This window comes from Synechococcus sp. Tobar12-5m-g (genome assembly GCF_024345415.1).
Classification (GTDB): domain Bacteria; phylum Cyanobacteriota; class Cyanobacteriia; order PCC-6307; family Cyanobiaceae; genus Regnicoccus.
The window spans coordinates 1-17,603 of the sequence record NZ_JAGQBB010000023.1; the positions used below are offsets into that span (position 1 = coordinate 1).

Below are 17,603 nucleotides of genomic sequence, written 5' to 3' on the forward strand. Positions count from 1 at the left end.
ATCTGTTGGCTCGTCAGTGGTGCCGGCATCACCAGGGCCATGCGCATCGGCCCCAGGGTCAGCAGCCCCGCTCCCAACCGGCCAACGAGCTTGTCGCCAACCGGTCAACCTGATTGTCGCCGGACAGTTGTGGCTGCCGGGGATGTGGCGGCGGTGATAAGCCCGCCGGGTTCGCACATCCACCAGCAGAGGGCCCGGGTCGGTCTGCCTTCTGGTGGTGAACGGCAGCACCTGCTGCGGCGTCAGGCCTTGCTGAGAGTTCCTGGCCAATTGGGGGAGTTCTGGGGGCGTAGAAAAAACGAAGGGCATGGCGGCGTTGGAGTGCGAAGGGATCCGTGGGGAGATGAAAAGGGTGGTGGTTGAGCGGGGACCACGACATCGCCAGTCGGCTTCCCTCAGATCACAGGGTCTCGTCAACACAGCTCGGGTCTTGCTTGGCTGGGACAATACTACGGTATTCCGACCGGTTTAATGAAGGACCCTTGAGGTGTCAACTCAAGGGTTTTGGTCACTCCTTCCCAGGCCCGTTCAGCCTGGGCGATCCGCCTTTCTCAAGGTGTCAAACCAGGCGCCCGGGCGTGTAAGCGTCGCCACGTCCACCGATCGGGAAATCGGTGAAAGTTCAAATGGTTGGGGGTGCTGCGATGGCGGAAGGGTTCCAGCAAAGGTCCAGGCTTCGCCGGATCGGATTGTTAGAAGCGCGTCGCCTGATCTGGGAAGGGGCCGAGCTGCTCGATGCCAGGGGGTTGGATGAGTTCACCATCAGCCACCTGGAGGGGGCTCGCAACCTCAGCAGTCAGGCCGGAACCTGGGAGATCCGCAGGGCCCTGCCCAGCCTGGATGCTCCGATCATCTGCTACAGCAATGGCAACGGGCGTGCGACCGCCCTGGCCTGCCGAATCCTGGACCTCGGCTATACCTATGTGTTTGGTCTTGAGGCAGGGCTCAATGGATTCGTTACCACCGAAACATGATGAAGCTCCACCTCTCCATGCACAAGCAGTAGCGCTTCGCTGGGCAGCAGGGGTCGCCACAGTTCATCCGTGGTCAGCGGTTCCGTACTCACGATCGTGACCACATCGCTGGGTGTGGTCACCTGGGAGAAATCCACCTGCAGATCATCATCGGCCAGGGTGGCCGTGGTGAAAGGAGCCCGTCGGGTCAGAACATGAAGCTTGGTTCCGCCATAGACGAAAAGCCAGTGACCATTGCTGAGCAGGCAGTTGAAGATTCCCTCGACAGCCAGGTGGTCAGCGCAGCGGATCAAGGCCGCAAAGAGCGCTGAATGATCGTTCAGATCAAGGTCGCCGCTGGCGAGCTGATCGAGGATCCAGCAGAAGGCCCGTTCGCTGTCGGTGCTGCCGAGCGGAACAAACTGCTCACTGGTCGGGATTCGGCCGTGGTCCAGATCCCCGTTGTGGGCAAACACCCAGTCCAGTCCCTGCCAGTGGCGATGAAAGGGGTGGCAATTCTCAATCGCCACGCTCCCCTGGGTGGCCTTGCGGATGTGGGCAATCGAGCAGTGGGCCTTGAGCTCCAGGTTCGAAACCTTCGCCGCTACCGGCGAGAATGCCGCTGGGGCCTCCTCCCGGACCATCGTGAGCCGAAGCCCTTCCGGGTCGTAGCTGGCCAAGCCCCAGCCATCTCCATGGTCACCTGTGGCCCCACCCCGCCGAACCAGACCCCGGAAGGAAAAGGTCATGTCGGTGGGGGTGTTGGCGCTCAGGGCCAAGAGTTCGCACATGCTTTCGATGCCTGGGCCTGGGCAGGCAACCAACCCGAACGCCGATCGTATCGGTCGATCAGCCGAATTCCGGCTTGGGTTGGCCGGAGCCAGCCATGGCCGGATGGATCGGCGGGGAAGGCAGGAAAGAACCAGGTGGATTCAGCGGCTCTTGCTGAAGATCTGATCCCAGAGGCCGCCGTTGCCAAAGAACGTCTTGTTGATGGCGGTCCAGCCGCCAAAATCCTTGGCGGTGAAAACCTTGGTCAGCGGAGCAAACCTGTTGCGGGTCGCAGCCTTGACCTTCTGGGTCACTGGCCTGAAGCCTTCATCTGCGAAGGCCTCCTGGGCCGCATCAGTGTAAAGGAATCTGGCAAAGGCCTCAGCCACCTTGCGGGTTCCTTTCTTGTCCACATTCTTGTCGACCACCGCCACGGGGCCCTCGATCAGAATGTTCGTCTTGGGTACCACATAGGGGATGGTCCAGGCGCCGGTCTTCTTGGCCAGGATCGCTTCGTTTTCGTAGTTCAGCAGCACATCTCCCTGGTTCCGCTTCACAAACACATCGGTGGCTTCCCGGGCGTCCTTGGGAAGGGTGTCCACATTGCGATACACATTGGTGATGAAGGAGCGGGCCTGGGCATCGTTGCCTCCGGTCTCGGTCACCGAGCCCCAGAGGCCCAGGAAGTTCCAGCGAGCCCCACCGGAGGTCTTGGGATTGGCGGTGACAACCTCCACATTCTTGTTGTCAAGATCCTTCCACCCGTTGATTCGCTTTGGATTTCCCTTGCGCACAAAGAGGGCCACCGTGGAATTGGTGAAGATCGCGTTGTTCGGATTCTCCTTTTCCCAGCCCGGCTTGATCAGGCCTGCCTCCTGCAGCTTGAGGGTGTCGGCAGCCAGGGCCAGGGCCACCACATCGGCATCCAGTCCGTCGATCACGGCCCGGGTCTGGGAACCGGAGCCACCGAAGCTGCTCTTCACCACCACATCCTGGCCGGTCCGTTTCTTCCAGTCGGCCCTGAACAGGGGGATCACCTTGTCGAAGGCAGCCTTGGTGACGGCGTAGGTCACCAAGAGGATTTCCTGCTTCTTTGGAGTGGCCTGGGCCTGGGCGGGTTGGCCCAGCAGGGTGGAGGAGCCGCTGATAGCCAGGGGAAGGACCACCAGGCCAGCCAGGGCAAGGGCCGCATGGGGGCGGTGGCGCAGAACAGGGGAGATAGAAACCACGGTATTCCGATTGGGTCGAAAGGGAACATAGGTCCCTCCATGCCCTCCTAATTGTGTCCTGGATCACATTGATCCGGGCGACCCCGGGTTCCGTTTTCCGCTGGGGCCGCTGTCACAATCGCCAGTACCTCCCTGGCTTTACGACACCTTGGCCTTCAGCGCGAAAACCGAGTATGGCGTTGTGGCCCTGATTGAACTGGCGGGGGTCCACGCCAGTGGCGGCGTGCTCCAGGTCTCGGAGATCGCCGGCCGTCAGAACATCCCCGAGCGCTATCTCGAGCAGATGCTCACCAGTTTGCGCAGGGGCGCCATCCTGCGCAGCATCCGGGGCCCGCGGGGCGGCTATCAGCTGATGCGCCCTCCAGCCGAGATCCCGATGTCCGAGGTGGTGGCCTGCCTCGAAGGCGAACCCGCCCAGCGGGAGTCGGCGGGCCGCCACAGCCTCGAATTCGATGTCCTTGACCACATCGCCGCCCAGCTGGAGCGCCAGCGCCTGGAGCTGCTCGCCAGCACAAGCCTCCAGGATCTGCTCGACCAGCGCGATGCCCGTCGGCAGTCCCAGGCCATGTACTTCATCTGAGTGTCCAGGCTGACTGGCCAGGGCGCACAGGCCAGGATCAGGCGAAATGACTAAAACCCGCTTGACCGATGGGAATTACGCGCTAAGCTTTGGCAACCTTGGAATCCAGCCATGCGCCGTTGTCGACGAATGACCGTCGCCAGAACCGTTCTGGCTCACCCGACCTCGCCCATGCCCCTCATTTCCATTGCCTTCCATGACCACCTCCCTTCTTTCGAAGCAGCTCCGCCTCACGCTTCTCCCCAATGATGTGCTCCCCGAAGGGCTGAGCTGGCGCATCCAGGATGGATACATTCGAACCTCCACCTGGGATGAGGATGGAGAATCCATCACCCTTGGCATCTGGGGGCCTGGCGACTTGGTGACGTCCCGCTACTCGGCCCTCCGGCCTTTTGATCTTCAGTGCCTCACCCTTGTGGTCGTGGAGCAGCATTTCCCCACGGCTGCCGAAATCGAGCAGTTCCTGCGCCACCAGATCCGCAACCTGGAGGAAATCTTTCAGATCAATCGGATCCGGGCTGCCGAAGATCGTCTGCTTGCCCTGCTCGCCTGGCTTGGTCGGCGCTACGGCCAGGTGAACAGTCGCGGCTCACGCTTTTCGCTCAGGGAGATGAATCTCACCCACAAGGCCCTGGCTGAACTCTGCGGACTGACCAGGGTCACGGTCACCAAGATGCTCAATCGCTACAAGGCAGATGGCGTCCTCCAGCAGGTCAGCAAGGACGACTATCTGATCCCGTCCACCGGTGGGTCGGCCCGCTGCGGCCGCGATGCGCCATCGACTCCCGCACGAAGCCCCGGACTGAGCGTCCTGTCCCACCCCTTCTCCACCACCGAGCTTTGAGACCCATGGCCCAGCCCATTCAGCCACCACGACGCTCCAGCACCAGCACGGAGCGCTTCACCCTGGTGTTCAAGAACGGCGAACGCCTTCTTCACCAGGATCCGATCGCCCTGGCCCAGTTCCGTTTCGATGGCCGCCTGGCTTCCGTCTGGAGAGAGCCGGATGGTCAGGTCTTTGTTTCCCGGTCCCTCCTCCGCGGACGCGAACTCAGTTCCTGATCCTCTTCCAGACCCAGTCCATCTCCCTCGGGTGCCAGCAGCTCAAACCCACGGCGGTTTGCAGCGTGGTCGAAATGCCAGACCAGCTGCCAGCCGCCATGTGGCCGGGGACACCGGCTCAGGCTCCCTGACCCGGCGATTTCCATTCACAGGGAATGAACCACAGCTAAACTAAAGCGCGTTACCCGCTCGCTAAACCGTTCTATTCATGGCTGCCTTCCGTTCCCGGGTCTCCCGTCCACTTCTCTCAGGCATCGTTGGCCTGGCCACCACCATGGCGGCCGTTGCCGAACCAGCCCGTGCCACCACCAGCTTCACCGTCATCAGTTCATCCGAAGCGGCGAAAGCCGCCAGCTCCGGCCGCTGGAAAGTGCTGGATGTGCGCCCGGTTCCCCCGCTTGATTATGTGAGCGGCCATCTCCCCGCTGCCGTGCATCTATCCGAGCAGGCCTTCCGTGGTCCGAACGGCCGCCTTCCCTTCCAGATCTGGGGGGCTGGAGATACAGCCAGCCTGCTGAGCCGGGCCGGCATCTCCAACGCCGATTCGGTGCTCGTCTACTCCGACGGCACGAACGTGCTCGGAGCCGCGCTGGTGGCTTACATCCTGGAAAAGAACGGCATCCAGAAGGTCGCCTTTGTCGATGGTGGGCTCAGTGGTTACAAGGCCGCCGGTTCCCCGCTCACCAAGACCTTCACCCCCTTCAGCCCCGGTCGCTTCAAGCCCACCACGGTGGCGGGCCTGGCCATCTCGCTCAACGAACTGCTGCCCTTGGTGGGTCGCCCGGATGTGGTGATCGTCGATCCCCGCCCCAAGGCCCAGTTCGAGGGCACGGATCAGAGCTTCATCCGCAACGGCCACATTCCCGGCGCCAAGAACATCACCTGGCAGTCGGTCACCGAAGCCAACAACGCGGATGAAACCAAGAAGAACCCCCACCAGCTCAAATCCGCTGAGGCGCTGCGCAACCTGTTCGTCAGCCGTGGTGTCACCCCTGATATGAAAGTGATCGTTTCCTGCAGCACCGGGCGGGAAGCCAGTCTTCAGTACCTGGTTCTCAAGCACGTGCTGAAGTACCCGAACGTTAGGATCTATGAAGGCTCCTGGACCGAGTACAGCGCCTCCAAAGCGCCCATCGCCGTCGGTCCGGAGGGCAGTCCCGCCCAGATCAGCAGCCGTTGAGTCCGATGCCTCCCGTTCCGAAGTTGCGAACCGTTCTGGCCTGCCTGGCCCTGATGGCCCTGGTGGCATCCCCGGCCACCGGCCTGGCCTGTGACAGCGGCAGCGGTGATCCACCGCCCGCCAAGGTCAAAGGGAAGGGCCGTTGAGTCGACCGGTCGTCGGTCGCTCCCTGGTTCTGTTCGTGGGTTTGGCTCTGACCATCGGGTTCACCGTCATCGAGCCCCCGAACGGGTTGGTGTGGCTGCTCGGGTGTGGCATCGGGGTGGTTTTGGTTCACCACCGGTTCGGTTTCAGTTCGGCCTACCGGCGCCTGCTGCAGGACCGCGACGCCGCTGGGTTCTACCCCCAGTTGCTGCTGTTGGCGGTGCTGCTGCCGGCCAGTGCGGCTGCCATCGCGTTCGCCGCCCCCCTGGGGCTGACCCTGAAGCTCTCCCGCACCTCGATCAGCCTGCCCTTCCTGCTCGGGGCCTTCCTGTTCGGCATCGGCATGCAGATGGCACGGGGTTGCGGCTGTGGAACCCTGGCTTCAGCATCCCGGCCGGGTCCGGGATTCCTGCTCACCCTGGCCGGTCTGATGGGAGGGGTGTTTCTCGGCAGCCTGCATCGACCCGCATGGGCATCCCTCGGGCTGCCGGCCCTCCCTCCGCTGGTCTGGCTCGATGTGATGCCCCTGCTTGTCGCTCTGCTGATCCAGTGGCTGGTTGTCGCCGCTCTGCTGGTTGCCGCCTGGCGATGGAGCGGCCTAGGGCCCAACCCTGGCACTACCGATGGGCGCCGCCCCTACGTTGGTGCCCTCTGGTTGGCGGTGTTCGCCCTCGGGCTGCTGTTGGTCACCGGTGAGCCCTGGAAGGTGCTCTGGGGTCTGGGGATTGCCGCTGCCCACCTGGCTCAGGCCCTTGGCTGGGATCCCCAGACAGCCCCGTTCTGGGCCGCTGGTTCACGCCCGTTGGTGTTGTCCTCCCCGCTGGAACTCCTTCGCCAGGATGCCGTGGTGGTGGATCTGGGCCTGATCTTCGGGGCCGCCTCCACAGGCCTGTGGCAAGGCGATTTCAGCTGGGAACCGTTCACCATGTCCTGGCCGTCAGCTCTGGCGAGGGCGGCTGGGGGCCTTCTGATGGGCTATGGCGGCTTTCTTGCCTCCGGCTGCAATGTCAACGGTTTCCTGGGAGGTGTGATCAGCTTCGGGCTGCACGGGTGGGCCTGGCTGGGTGCTGCCCTGGCCGGCTCCTTCCTGGCCCTCAGATGGCGTAATCCTCCACGAAAGTTCTTCCCTGGCGGGTGAGGATGTGAACTTCGGCACCAACCACCAGATCGCGGGGGTCCTGCTGATCGCGGGGCAGCTGAGCCAGCACCACCGCGCCACTGTCAAGCACCAGTTCCGCCTGCAGATCCCGGCCCATGTGGGTGAGCCTGCGCAGGCGTGCCGGCAGGCTGCCCGGCCTCGGTTGCATCAGAACCTCCACATCGTGGGGTCGCACAAAAAGATCGGCACCCTTACCTGCCTCGCCAGAGGTGGTGGCAGGGAGCACACCGCGGGGGAGCACATTCACCTCGCCCACGAAGTTCATCACGAAGGGTGTGGCCGGGTGGTCGTAGATCTCGGCGGGGCTGCCGATCTGCTCGATGCGGCCCTCATTCATGACGACGATCTTGTCGGCGACCTCCATGGCCTCTTCCTGGTCATGGGTGACGATCACCGTGGTGACGTGCATCTCGTCGTGGAGGTTGCGGAGCCAGGCCCGAAGTTCCTTGCGGACCTTGGCATCGAGGGCGCTGAACGGTTCATCGAGCAGCAACACCTTCGGCTGCACCGCCAGGGCCCGCGCCAACGACACCCGTTGCCGCTGCCCGCCGGAGAGCTGGGAGGGGTAGCGCTTGCCGTAGCCCTGCAATTGCACCAGGTTCAGCAGCTCCTCAACCCGGCGCTGGATCTGGTCTTTCTTCCACTTGCGCAGTTCGAGACCAAAGCCGATGTTCTGGCGGACGTTGCGATGTTTGAAAAGGGCGAAGTGCTGGAAGACGAAGCCCACTTCCCTGTCTTGAACGGAGCGCTGGGTGGCCTCCTCGCCGCTGATCCAGATCCGCCCGCCATCGGCCTGATCCAGGCCGGCAATCATGCGCAGCAGGGTGCTCTTCCCGGAGCCCGAGGGACCCAACAAGGCAACCAGGGATCCACTCTCCACATCAAGGCTAACGTTGTCGATCGCTTTGAAGGCACCGAAGTGCTTGCTGACGTTGGCGACGCGAATTCCCATGGGTGCAACCTTTACTCCATTGTGCCCAGACGCGCAATCCCCTTAACCCCGGCGGAGAACCGTTGTTTTTGGACCCTGGAGCTGTTAAGGTCCCCTTCTCACGGTGTGAATTGTCGGCGTGTCCTCCTCCTCCCTCAGGCGCTGGTCGTTCCCAAGCCTCGTTCTGCCCTCCTGGCCCTGGCGGATCACCTGGCTTTATCTCACCTTCATCCTGTTCCTGCCGTTGGCGGGTCTGCTGCTTCGGGCGGCGAACGTGGGGCCAGCTCAGTTCTGGGTGCTGGCAACCAGCCCCATCGCGATGGCCACCTACAAGATCAGTTTCGGCCTGGCCCTGCTGGCATCGCTGATCAACGGGCTGTTCGGCCTGGTGATTGCCTGGGCCCTGGTGCGCACCTCCTTCCCTGGCCAACGCTTGCTGGATGCCTTGATCGATCTTCCCTTCGCCCTGCCCACCGCCGTTGCTGGGCTTGCCCTTGCGGCGGTGTACAGCACCAACGGCTGGCTTGGTCAACCGCTGTTTGAGTGGTTCGGCCTCAAGGTGGCGTTCAACTGGCCCGGTGTGCTGGTGGCGATGGTGTTCATCTCGCTGCCCTTTGTGGTGCGAACCGTGGAACCGGTGCTTCGCTCCCTGGAGAAGGAGCAGGAGGAAGCCTCCTGGTGCCTGGGAGCCAGCTCCTTCCAAACCTTCTTCAAGGTGGTTCTGCCCCAGCTCACACCGGCGATTCTCGCGGGCATCGCCCAGGGCTACAGCAGGGCCGTGGGGGAGTTCGGGTCGGTGGTGATGATTTCCAGCAACGTACCCTTCCGTGACCTGATTACTCCCACCCTGATCATTCAGAAACTCGAAGAGTACGACTTTGCTGGCGCCACGGTGGTCGGGTGCGTCATGCTCATCTTCGCGCTCCTGAGTCTGATGGTGATCAATTTCATCCAGGTTTGGGGACGCCGTTACACCGATGACACCACCCGCATCCCAACCCTTTGAGGGGGCAAAGAATCCCTGATTGCCTAGCCGCTCCCCTGCCTTCGTTCAACCCCCTGCCTTTCTCTTCAGTGCCATGACCACGTTTGCACCCGTTTCCCTTGATCAGGCCCCGGCCTTGGAGGCTCCGAGGGCGCCGCTGCACCGCCGCATCGGCCCTCAGCTTCTGTCCGTTCTGATTCCTGTGGTGGCCTGCCTCTATGTGGGGGTGATCATTCTCCTGCCGGCCCTGAACGTGGTGATCCAGGCCTTTGCCAAGGGATGGGGCCCTTTTGTTGAGAGTGTGAGCAATGAAGATCTGCTGTCGGCCCTCCGACTGACGGCGTTCGTCACCAGCATTGCCGTTCCTGCCAACGTGATTTTCGGGCTGGCCGCCGCCACTGCGATCGCCCGCAAGGAGTTTCGCGGCAAGGCCCTGCTGCTCAGCATCATTGATTTGCCTTTTTCAATCTCTCCCGTGGTGGTGGGATTGATGCTGGTGCTCCTGTTCAGCCCAACCCATGGTTTGTTGGAGAGCCTTGTGAACAGCACCGGTTTCAAGGTGCTGTTCTCCGTGCCTGGCATGGTTCTTGCCACCATCATCGTGTCGATGCCCTTCATGGCCCGGGAGGTGATTCCCCTGCTGGAAGAAGAGGGTTGGGAGCAGGAAGAGGCCGCCAAGACCCTTGGTGCCAGCGACTGGCAGGTGTTTCACAAAGTCACCCTGCCTTCGGTGCGCTGGGCCGTGCTCTATGGCCTGATTCTCACCACAGCCCGCAGCCTGGGTGAGTTCGGAGCCGTGGCGGTGGTCAGCGGAAACATCGTCGGCCAAACCCAGACCTTGCCCCTGTTCGTGGAGGATGCCTACAAGCAGTACAAAACCGAATTGGCCTATGGAGCCGCCCTGCTGCTTGCCGGGATGGCCATTGTCTCCCTGTTGCTCAAGTTCTTCGTCGAGCGGTTGCTTGAACAGGACAAAAGAGCGGCACGCCCGGATGGCTGAGCTCAGGCCTACATCCGGCCCCATGTCTTCGATTCAGGGGCTGATCCGATCTGATTTTCAGTTCAGAACGTACGGACCAGCTTGGGGCGAGCATGCAGGGTCACACCTGGCTGAAGTTGTTTGAAATCAATCGCATCGCGGGAGAGTTGGGCAATGATCTTCTCTCCATTGTCGATCTGCAGTTCGGCATACAGGTCCCTGCCCAGGTGAGTGAGTCGCTTCAGTACGGCCGGGAAACTGTCGGGCCCAGGGCGGTCAAGGAGCTCCAGGTCATGGGGCCGCACGTAGGAGTCGCCCGCCTGAAGGGTTGGATCGAGGTTGGGTAGGCGGTTCACTTCCCCCACGAAGTTGAGGACAAAGGGGGTGGTCGGGTTGTCGTAGATCTCAGATGGACTGCCGATCTGTTCGATCCGTCCCTCGTTGAGGACCACGATCCTGTCAGCCACTTCGAAGGCCTCTTCCTGGTCATGGGTGACGATCACGGTGGTGACCCTGGTTTCCTCATGGAGGTTGCGGAGCCAGCTGCGCAGTTCCTTGCGTACCTTGGCATCGAGGGCGCTGAAGGGCTCATCCAGCAGCAACACCTTCGGCTGCACCGCCAGGGCCCTGGCCAGGGAAACCCGTTGGCGCTGGCCGCCGGAAAGCTGGGAGGGGTAGCGACTGCCGTAGCCTTGAAGTTGGACGAGGTTCAGCAGTTCCTCCACACGCCAGCGAATCTTTTCGGGTTTCCAATGGCGCAGTTCCAGACCGAAGCCGATGTTCTCGCGCACGGTGCGGTGCTTGAAGAGGGCGAAGTGCTGGAAGACGAAGCCCACTTCCCTCTCTTGGACGGTGCGGCCTGTGGCTTCCGTGCCACTGATCCAGATCCTGCCCTGGTTCGGTTGTTCGAGCCCGGCGACCAGCCGGAGCAGGGTGCTTTTACCGCAGCCTGAAGGGCCCAGCAGGGCCACCAGGGAGCCGCTGTCAACGTCGAGGGTGACGTTGTCGATGGCCTGGAAGCTGCCGAAGTGCTTGCTGACGTTGGCGATGCGGATCCCCATGGAGCTGGCTGGCGATGGACAGGAATTCCAGCAATCTAAGACATTAGGCACAAAGCCAATCGGAGTACCGACTAAATAGGAAGGTCAGGCCGGTTTCCAGGGTTCCAGGTGCTCAGCCGCATGGGTCCAATGTCACGGTTGTGGGCCTTGTCCAGCATTTGGTTGCCTTTGTTACGGGAACTTGGCTGTGCCAGACACATGCTTCCATGGTTCTGCTTCAGGAGTTTCATTCTTTGATGTCACAGATTCCATGGTCCAGGGGTGGGGGCTCTGCCCTTGCCACGATTGATCGGTTCCGGGCCAAAACCCTTGCTGGCGTTCAGAACGGAGAGCTTCGCCGTTCCGGGGTGTTCCTGTTGGCGGCCGGTGCTGGCCTGGTGCCGCTCATGGCCGGATCGGCCCACGCGGCCCTCGCCAAGACGCCCACCGACGGTGCCGACACCCTGTTGATGCTGATCGGCTCAGCCATGGTGCTGCTCATGACCCCCGGACTGGCGTTCTTCTACGGGGGCTTCACCCGGGCCAAGAACGTGCTCAACACCATGATGATGAGCTTCATCTGCATGGGGCTCGTTGGTGTGCTCTGGGTGGTGATCGGCTACAGCCTCTCCTTCGGCACGGGATTCAACAGCCCCTTCATCGGTGGCCTTGAGTTCATGTGGCTCAACGGGGTGGGAGGGCCCCTGGGGGATGCGCCGCTGGCGGATGGATTTGCGATCAGCGCCACCAGCTTTGCCCTCTTCCAGGGCATGTTCGCGATCATCACCCCTGCTTTGATCAGTGGAGCCCTGGTGGAGCGGATCAACTTCAAGGCCTGGTTCTGGTTCGTTCTGCTCTGGAGCCTGTTCGTCTATTGCCCAATGTGCAAGATGGTTTGGGGCGGCGGCTTCATTGGCCCCTTCGGCTCGATCGGCGCCCTCGACTTCGCCGGTGGAACCGTGGTGCACATCGCCTCTGGTGTCGCGGCTCTGGTATCCGCGGCCATTGTCGGCCCGCGCAACGTTTGGCCGGATCGAACCCGCCCGCCCCACAACGTTCCCTTCATTCTTTTGGGTTCTGGTCTGCTCTGGTTCGGCTGGTTCGGCTTCAACGGCGCCAGCTACTTTGCAGCCAAGGCTGCTGGCTTTTCGTTCCTGACCACAACGACATCAGCCTCGGCCGCCATGCTCGCCTGGTGCCTGATTGAGTGGTTCAAGCAGGGCAAACCAACCGCCGTGGGCGCCGCCTCAGGAGCTGTGGCGGGGCTGGTGGGAATCACTCCTGCTGCCGGATTCGTTTCGATGGGCTCTTCGATCCTGATCGGAGCCCTCGCGTCGGTAGCCTGTTTCACCGCTATTCAGATCAAGTCTGCCATCAAATTCGATGATTCCCTTGACACCTTCACAATTCACGGTGTCGGCGGAACGTTGGGTGCCCTGCTCACTGGTATTCTCGCAGTCAAGGAGTACGTACCTGCAGATTACTTCCCTTTGTCGGCAAAAATTCTTGAGGAGGGGGGCAATTTCGGCCTGTTCATTGCCCAGCTCAAGGCGGTGGTATTTTCCTATCTCTTTGTTGGCATTGGAACGGCGATCATCATCTGGATCATTGGAGCCACCATTGGACTCCGGGTCAGCTCTGAAGATGAGGAGCGCGGCATGGATATCGTTTCCCATGGAGAGGAAGCCTACGAGCCGATGACCAACTGATCAGCGTCTTCTGCTTTTCCTTCCCATCCCCAGGACTGGCCCAGAAACCGTCCTGGTTTTTTGTCTCTTCTGTCCTTCAGTTGGGCCTCTGCCCCGTGCGTGGCCCATTCCCATTCCTCACACCATTCCCTTAAATCATGAAAAAAGTCGAAGCGATCATTCGGCCTTCGAAAATCGAAGATGTCAAAACCTCCCTGGTGGAGGCCGGCATCATCGGCATGACCATCACCGACGTGCGGGGCTTCGGCCGGCAGAAAGGCCAGGTCGAAACCTACCGGGGCACGGAATTCACCGTTGAATTCCTCAGCAAGGTCAAGGTGGAAGTGGTGGTCGAAGACGACAAGGTGGATACGGTGATCGCCGCGATCACCGGCGCATCCCGCACCGGCGAGATCGGCGATGGCAAGATCTTTGTCCTTCCGGTGGAGAATGTGGTTCGCATCCGCACATCCGAATCCGGGACTTCTGCTATTTGACCGGTGCATGGCTCTCTTGAGCTTACGCTGACTGGCAGGAGCATCTGAAATCCGGCCTTGACCAACGACCTGCGCGGATCCTTTCCCCATTCGCTCAGGCGATTTCTGATCGGAGCCCCGCTTCCCACCAGCGCCCACGCTGAGGAGAGGCTCACCAACGCCGAAGCCCTCGCCATTCTGAGCTCCGACGCCCTCTCCTCCGTGGCTTACGCCACCCAGGAGATCGTGATCGTGCTGGGCATGGCAGGGGCCTCAGCCATCCGCCACACCCTTCCCATCACCGGCCTGATCGTGGCGTTGATGCTGATGGTGGCGATCAGCTACCGGCAGACGATCAAGGCCTACCCCCATGGAGGTGGTTCCTACCGGGTCTCTCACGAGAATCTGGGTGTGATCCCCGGGTTGTGCGCGGGTGCCTCCCTCTCGATCGATTACGTGCTCACCGTGTCGGTGAGTGTGGCGGCAGGCATCGCAGCGCTCACGTCCTATTTCCCGCCATTGGAGGGCCTGCGCACGCCACTCTGCCTCGGGGCGGTTGGACTCTTGATGCTCGCCAACCTGCGGGGGGTGCGCTCCACGGCCCGGATGCTCAGCCTGCCCACCTTCCTGTTCATGGGAGCGGTGTTCACCCTGTTGGGGGCTGGCCTGATCCAATGGGGGCAGGGAGACCTCATGCCCCTTCCCCTGGCGGAGCAAACCCGGCTGCTGAGCGAGAGCCACGGCAGCACGCTGGCGGCGATCGGTCCGGTGCTGTTGATGCGGGCCTTCAGCTCCGGCTGTGCGGCCCTCACCGGCATCGAGGCGATCAGCGACAGCGTGATGGCCTTCAAGCCGGTCGAATGGCGCAACGCCAGGCGGGTGCTCACCGTGATGGTGATCGTGCTGGCCCTGATGTTCAGTGGCATCAGCGCCCTCGCCACCCAGCTCGGCCTGGTGGTGCAGGAGACCGGTCCCACCCTGCTCTACCAGCTCGGGGAGCGCATCTTCGGCAATGGGGTGCTGCTGCTCGTGTTGCAACTCGCCACCCTGCTGATTCTGCTCCTGGCCGCCAACACCGCCTACGCCGACTTCCCCAGGCTGGCCGCCTTCCTCGCCCAGGATGGCTTCATGCCGCGCCAGCTGGCCTCCCTGGGAGACAGGCTGGTGTTCACAAACGGCATCGTGCTGCTGAGTGGATTCGCAGCGTTGCTGCTCCTGATCTTTGAGGGAAGCGTGAGCCGCTTGATTCCGCTCTACGCCGTTGGGGTGTTCGCCAGTTTCACCCTCTCCCAGGCTGGGATGGTGATGCACTGGTGGAACGGGCGGGCCGCCGAACCCGGATGGCATGGCAAGGCCCTGGTCAATGGGCTGGGCTGCCTTGTCACCGGGGTGGTGTGCGGCGTGCTGCTTTACAGCAAATTCACCCACGGGGCCTGGCTGGTGGTGGTGGCGGTGCCCCTTGTGGTGAGTCTCTTCCTGGTGATCAAGGCCCACTACCGCCAGGTGGCTCGCCGACTGCGGCTTGCACCTGACGTCACCCTCAGCCTGCCGCCGGGTCCCGATCGCGGCGGGGCGCCGGTGGTGGTGCTGGTGGGCCAGCTGCACCGCGGCAGCTTCGAGGCCGTGCGCTACGCCCGCAGCATCGCCGATGAGCTGGTGGCGGTGCACGTCGATCTGGGCGACAGTGGTGCCGAACGGTTTCGCCAGCAGTGGACTCGCCAACTGCCCCAGGTGCCGCTGGTGATCCTGCCTTCCCCCTACCGCTCCCTGGTGGCCCCGGTCACCGCCTTCGTGCGCCAGTTCGAAATCGAGCACCGCAAAGACCGCAACCGCTTCTGCACCGTGGTGTTGCCGGTGTTCGTGACCCGGCACCGTTGGGAGAACCTGCTGCACAACCAGTCCACCGTGGTGCTGCGCCAGGCCCTGCGCAGCGGTGGCACCCGCGTGGTCACCACGGTGGGCTTCTACCTCTAGAGCCCCCCGAAACTTCCTACCGTCGGCAACGGTCAGCCCCTTCCTGCCGAACTGCCCGGCTCCACTCCTTGCTCACTCCCGATCTGCTCTCCCCCGACCTGCTCGCTCCCGCCTCCCAATTGAGCGCGGCGGCACTGTTCAGCCGATCCTCCCTGTTCGGCTTCGGGATTGCCTTCAGTCCGCTGCACATCGCCGTGGTGGCCCTGTTGCTGCTGGGTAGCTTCCCGTTGCGCCGGGCTTTCGCCTACGTCAGCGGTTGGGCGATGGCGAACGGCCTGGCCATCCTCGCCCTGATGCTGGTGGGTGATCGTTTCTCTCTGGCCCTCAACCACGGCGAGCAGGGCCAGGTGGTGATCGATCTGGTTGGAGCCGCGGCCCTGCTGATGATTGGCTTGTACCAGCTCACCCCCGCCGCCGAACTGGGTCAGGAGGGCATGGCGATGCGGCTGCTCAACCAGCTTCCCGATTTCCGCACGCCGGTGCTGGTGCTGATCGGTGCCACCAGCGCCCTGCTCACACCGGAAAACCTGGTGTTCTATCTCAAGGAGGCCGGCCTGTTGCTGGTCAACCAGCCGGGGGTGAGCCGGGACCTGGAGCTCACCGGGGTGTTCGTGCTGGTGGCCAGCTCGCTGCTGTTGCTGCCACCCCTGGCCTGGATCGCCACCGGTGGCGGGATCCGCGATCCCCTGCTGCAGGTGGAGGGTTGGCTGGTGCACCGGGCCGAATGGGTGGTGGGGGTGCTGGCCTTGCTGATCAGCGCCTATCTGGCCTGGGAGGGTCTGCACGGTCTCTGGCTGCTGCGCGGCGCCGCCCCGCTGTGATCCCCTCGGAGCCGCTGAGCGCCCTCTCGGCGGTGCTGGTGGCCCTGGCACTGGTCATCGTGGTGTCAAAGCTGCTGGGAAGGCTGCTGGCTCGTTTCGAGCAACCGCCGGTGATCGGCGAGATCCTCGGCGGCATTGTGCTGGGGCCTTCGCTGCTGGGGGCTCTGGCGCCGCAGCTGCAGGAGGCGGTGTTTTCCCAGGCGGTGCTGCCCCAGCTCAACCTGCTGTCCCAGCTGGGCCTGATCCTGTTCATGTTCCTGGTGGGGCTGGAGGTGAACCCGGAGCATCTGCGCGGTCGGGCGCGGCTGGCGGTCCGGATTTCCCTGGCGGGCATCACCTTGCCACTGGTGCTGGGGGTGCTGCTGGCCTTCGGCCTCGAAGCGGTGCTGCCGGAGCTGTTGCCGGGAGATCGCACCCTGCCAGGCATGCTGTTCATGGGCACGGCAATGGCGATCACGGCCTTCCCCGTGCTTTCGCGGCTGCTCAAGGATCGGGGGCTGATGGGGCAACCGCTCGGCCAGCTGGTGATCAGCTGCGCCGCGATCGATGACGTGGTCAGTTGGGTGCTGCTGGCGGCGGTGGTGTCGTTCACCCGCTCCGGCTCGGGTTTCGGTGCCCTGCCGGCCCTGGTCGGCACCCTGGCCTGGGCCCTGATCCTGCTGGTGGGCCTGCGACCCCTGATGGGCCGGCTGGAAGCCCACTACCGAGAGGCCCGACAGCTCAGCCCCTTCCTGCTCTCGCTCCTGTTCGCCGGGGCGATCCTCTCAGCCGTGATCACCGACTGGATCGGTGTGCACTACATCTTCGGGGCGTTCCTGTTTGGCCTGGCCCTGCCCCGCTACGGCCCCCTGCTGCGCCGCCTCCAGCTTCACACCGAGGATCTGGTGCTCACCGTGTTGCTGCCGGTGTTCTTCGCGATGAGCGGCTTGAACACCCGCATCGGCTCACTGGATCGACCGCTGCTGTGGCTTGCCCTGGTGGCGGTGTTGGCGGTGGCGATCGGCGGCAAGTTCCTGGGCTGTTGGGCCATGGCCCGTCAGGGGGGGCTGCCGCCTGCGGAAGCCCAGGCGGTGGGCTGGCTGATGAACACCCGAGGCCTCACCGAACTGGTGATCCTCAACGTGGCCCTGAGCCTGGGGGTGATCAGCACCACCCTGTTCACGATGATGGTGGTGATGGCGCTGGTCACCACGGCGATGGCCTCGCCCCTGCTCACCCGGCTGGGGATCAGCCCGGCAGCATCACCCGGTTGATCACGTGCACGATGCCGTTGTCGCAGACGATGTCGGCGGCGACAACGGAGGCGTTCTTGACCTCGAAGGGCTCGGCGCAGCGGATCGGGATCGGCGCGCCCTCCAGGCTGTCCCAGCTGGGCTGATCCACCAGGTCGCTGCGGCTGTAGGCCCCGGAGAGCACGTGGAACTTGAGGATGCGGGCGAGTTGCGGCGGGTTGTCCACCAGGGTCTGAACGGTGCCGGGGGGCAGGGCGGCGAAGGCGTCATCCACCGGGGCAAACACGGTGAAGGGGCCAGGGCTCTCCAGGGCCCCCGTGAGGCCCGCCACCTCCACGGCCGTGAGCAGGGTGGAGAAGAGGCCGGCGCCCTTGGCGGTTTCGATGATGTTGGCCATGG

At 63.1% G+C, this 17,603-nt stretch carries 20 protein-coding genes; 14 read left to right on the forward strand and 6 right to left on the reverse strand.

Annotated elements, in window-relative coordinates:
• Positions 1–309: rhodanese-like domain-containing protein (locus KBY66_RS15925; protein ID WP_399225518.1), on the reverse strand; the 309-nt coding region annotated here is incomplete at its 3' end.
• A 380-nt stretch (positions 310–689) separates the two neighbouring features.
• Here KBY66_RS15925 and KBY66_RS12870 point away from each other — a divergent pair.
• Positions 690–974: a rhodanese-like domain-containing protein gene (locus KBY66_RS12870; RefSeq protein ID WP_255090003.1), complete on the forward strand. Its 285-nt coding sequence runs from the start codon at positions 690–692 to the stop codon at positions 972–974.
• Here the strand turns inward: KBY66_RS12870 and KBY66_RS12875 are convergent.
• Both KBY66_RS12875 and KBY66_RS12880 read right to left on the reverse strand, forming a co-directional pair.
• On the reverse strand, positions 920–1,744 hold the full coding sequence (locus KBY66_RS12875) for a class II glutamine amidotransferase (RefSeq protein ID WP_255090005.1): 825 nt from the start codon (positions 1,742–1,744) through the stop codon (positions 920–922). The genes KBY66_RS12870 and KBY66_RS12875 overlap by 55 nt on opposite strands.
• Before the next feature lie 141 nt (positions 1,745–1,885).
• Positions 1,886–2,953: a sulfate ABC transporter substrate-binding protein gene (locus KBY66_RS12880; protein WP_255090007.1), complete on the reverse strand. Its 1,068-nt coding sequence runs from the start codon at positions 2,951–2,953 to the stop codon at positions 1,886–1,888.
• 148 nt (positions 2,954–3,101) lie between these two features.
• Here KBY66_RS12880 and KBY66_RS12885 point away from each other — a divergent pair, with 148 nt between their 5' ends.
• The 6 genes from KBY66_RS12885 to KBY66_RS12910 all read left to right on the forward strand — a co-directional run bounded on the left by KBY66_RS12885 (position 3,102) and on the right by KBY66_RS12910 (position 7,057).
• The gene (locus tag KBY66_RS12885; protein ID WP_255090009.1) at positions 3,102–3,533 is read left to right on the forward strand and encodes an RrF2 family transcriptional regulator; all 432 of its coding nucleotides are present in this window, start codon (positions 3,102–3,104) and stop codon (positions 3,531–3,533) included.
• 361 nt (positions 3,534–3,894) lie between these two features.
• Positions 3,895–4,377, forward strand: a complete 483-nt coding sequence (locus tag KBY66_RS12890) for a Crp/Fnr family transcriptional regulator (protein ID WP_255090011.1) — start codon at positions 3,895–3,897, stop codon at positions 4,375–4,377.
• 5 nt (positions 4,378–4,382) lie between these two features.
• Positions 4,383–4,595: a hypothetical protein gene (locus KBY66_RS12895; RefSeq protein ID WP_255090012.1), complete on the forward strand. Its 213-nt coding sequence runs from the start codon at positions 4,383–4,385 to the stop codon at positions 4,593–4,595.
• 208 nt (positions 4,596–4,803) lie between these two features.
• Positions 4,804–5,775: a sulfurtransferase gene (locus tag KBY66_RS12900; protein WP_255090014.1), complete on the forward strand. Its 972-nt coding sequence runs from the start codon at positions 4,804–4,806 to the stop codon at positions 5,773–5,775.
• Between the two features lie 5 nt (positions 5,776–5,780).
• The gene (locus tag KBY66_RS12905; RefSeq protein ID WP_255090016.1) at positions 5,781–5,921 is read left to right on the forward strand and encodes a hypothetical protein; all 141 of its coding nucleotides are present in this window, start codon (positions 5,781–5,783) and stop codon (positions 5,919–5,921) included.
• Positions 5,918–7,057, forward strand: a complete 1,140-nt coding sequence (locus KBY66_RS12910) for a YeeE/YedE thiosulfate transporter family protein (protein ID WP_255090018.1) — start codon at positions 5,918–5,920, stop codon at positions 7,055–7,057. The genes KBY66_RS12905 and KBY66_RS12910 overlap by 4 nt, the downstream gene beginning before the upstream one ends.
• On the opposite strand, the gene KBY66_RS12915 is transcribed toward KBY66_RS12910, so the two are convergent.
• Complete coding sequence (locus KBY66_RS12915; protein WP_255090020.1) at positions 7,014–8,030, reverse strand: sulfate/molybdate ABC transporter ATP-binding protein; 1,017 nt, start codon at positions 8,028–8,030, stop codon at positions 7,014–7,016. The two genes, KBY66_RS12910 and KBY66_RS12915, sit on opposite strands and share 44 nt — an antisense overlap.
• Before the next feature lie 118 nt (positions 8,031–8,148).
• Between KBY66_RS12915 and cysT the strand changes: the two genes are divergently transcribed.
• A complete protein-coding gene (gene cysT / locus KBY66_RS12920) occupies positions 8,149–9,015 on the forward strand; it encodes a sulfate ABC transporter permease subunit CysT (protein ID WP_255090021.1) in 867 nt (288 codons plus the stop codon).
• A 73-nt stretch (positions 9,016–9,088) separates the two neighbouring features.
• A complete protein-coding gene (locus KBY66_RS12925) occupies positions 9,089–9,994 on the forward strand; it encodes a sulfate ABC transporter permease (RefSeq protein WP_255090022.1) in 906 nt (301 codons plus the stop codon).
• Positions 9,995–10,056: 62 nt separating this feature from the next.
• On the opposite strand, the gene KBY66_RS12930 is transcribed toward KBY66_RS12925, so the two are convergent.
• Positions 10,057–11,034: a sulfate/molybdate ABC transporter ATP-binding protein gene (locus tag KBY66_RS12930; RefSeq protein WP_255090023.1), complete on the reverse strand. Its 978-nt coding sequence runs from the start codon at positions 11,032–11,034 to the stop codon at positions 10,057–10,059.
• 386 nt (positions 11,035–11,420) lie between these two features.
• Between KBY66_RS12930 and KBY66_RS12940 the strand changes: the two genes are divergently transcribed.
• The 5 genes from KBY66_RS12940 (at position 11,421) to KBY66_RS12960 (ending at position 17,225) form a co-directional block, all read left to right on the forward strand.
• On the forward strand, positions 11,421–12,722 hold the full coding sequence (locus KBY66_RS12940; protein WP_399225520.1) for an ammonium transporter: 1,302 nt from the start codon (positions 11,421–11,423) through the stop codon (positions 12,720–12,722).
• A gap of 137 nt (positions 12,723–12,859) precedes the next feature.
• Positions 12,860–13,198, forward strand: coding sequence for a P-II family nitrogen regulator (locus tag KBY66_RS12945; RefSeq protein WP_255090025.1), 339 nt, complete (start codon positions 12,860–12,862; stop codon positions 13,196–13,198).
• Between the two features lie 57 nt (positions 13,199–13,255).
• Positions 13,256–15,151 (forward strand): APC family permease, encoded by a 1,896-nt coding sequence (locus KBY66_RS12950; protein ID WP_255090027.1) that lies wholly within the window; start codon positions 13,256–13,258, stop codon positions 15,149–15,151.
• Between the two features lie 68 nt (positions 15,152–15,219).
• Positions 15,220–15,972: a GAP family protein gene (locus KBY66_RS12955; RefSeq protein WP_255090029.1), complete on the forward strand. Its 753-nt coding sequence runs from the start codon at positions 15,220–15,222 to the stop codon at positions 15,970–15,972.
• Positions 15,969–17,225, forward strand: coding sequence for a cation:proton antiporter (locus KBY66_RS12960; protein WP_255090031.1), 1,257 nt, complete (start codon positions 15,969–15,971; stop codon positions 17,223–17,225). The genes KBY66_RS12955 and KBY66_RS12960 overlap by 4 nt, the downstream gene beginning before the upstream one ends.
• Here KBY66_RS12960 and KBY66_RS12965 read toward each other — a convergent pair.
• A complete protein-coding gene (locus KBY66_RS12965; protein ID WP_255090032.1) occupies positions 17,200–17,601 on the reverse strand; it encodes a fasciclin domain-containing protein in 402 nt (133 codons plus the stop codon). The genes KBY66_RS12960 and KBY66_RS12965 overlap by 26 nt on opposite strands.
• Between the last annotated feature and the right edge of the window lie 2 nt (positions 17,602–17,603).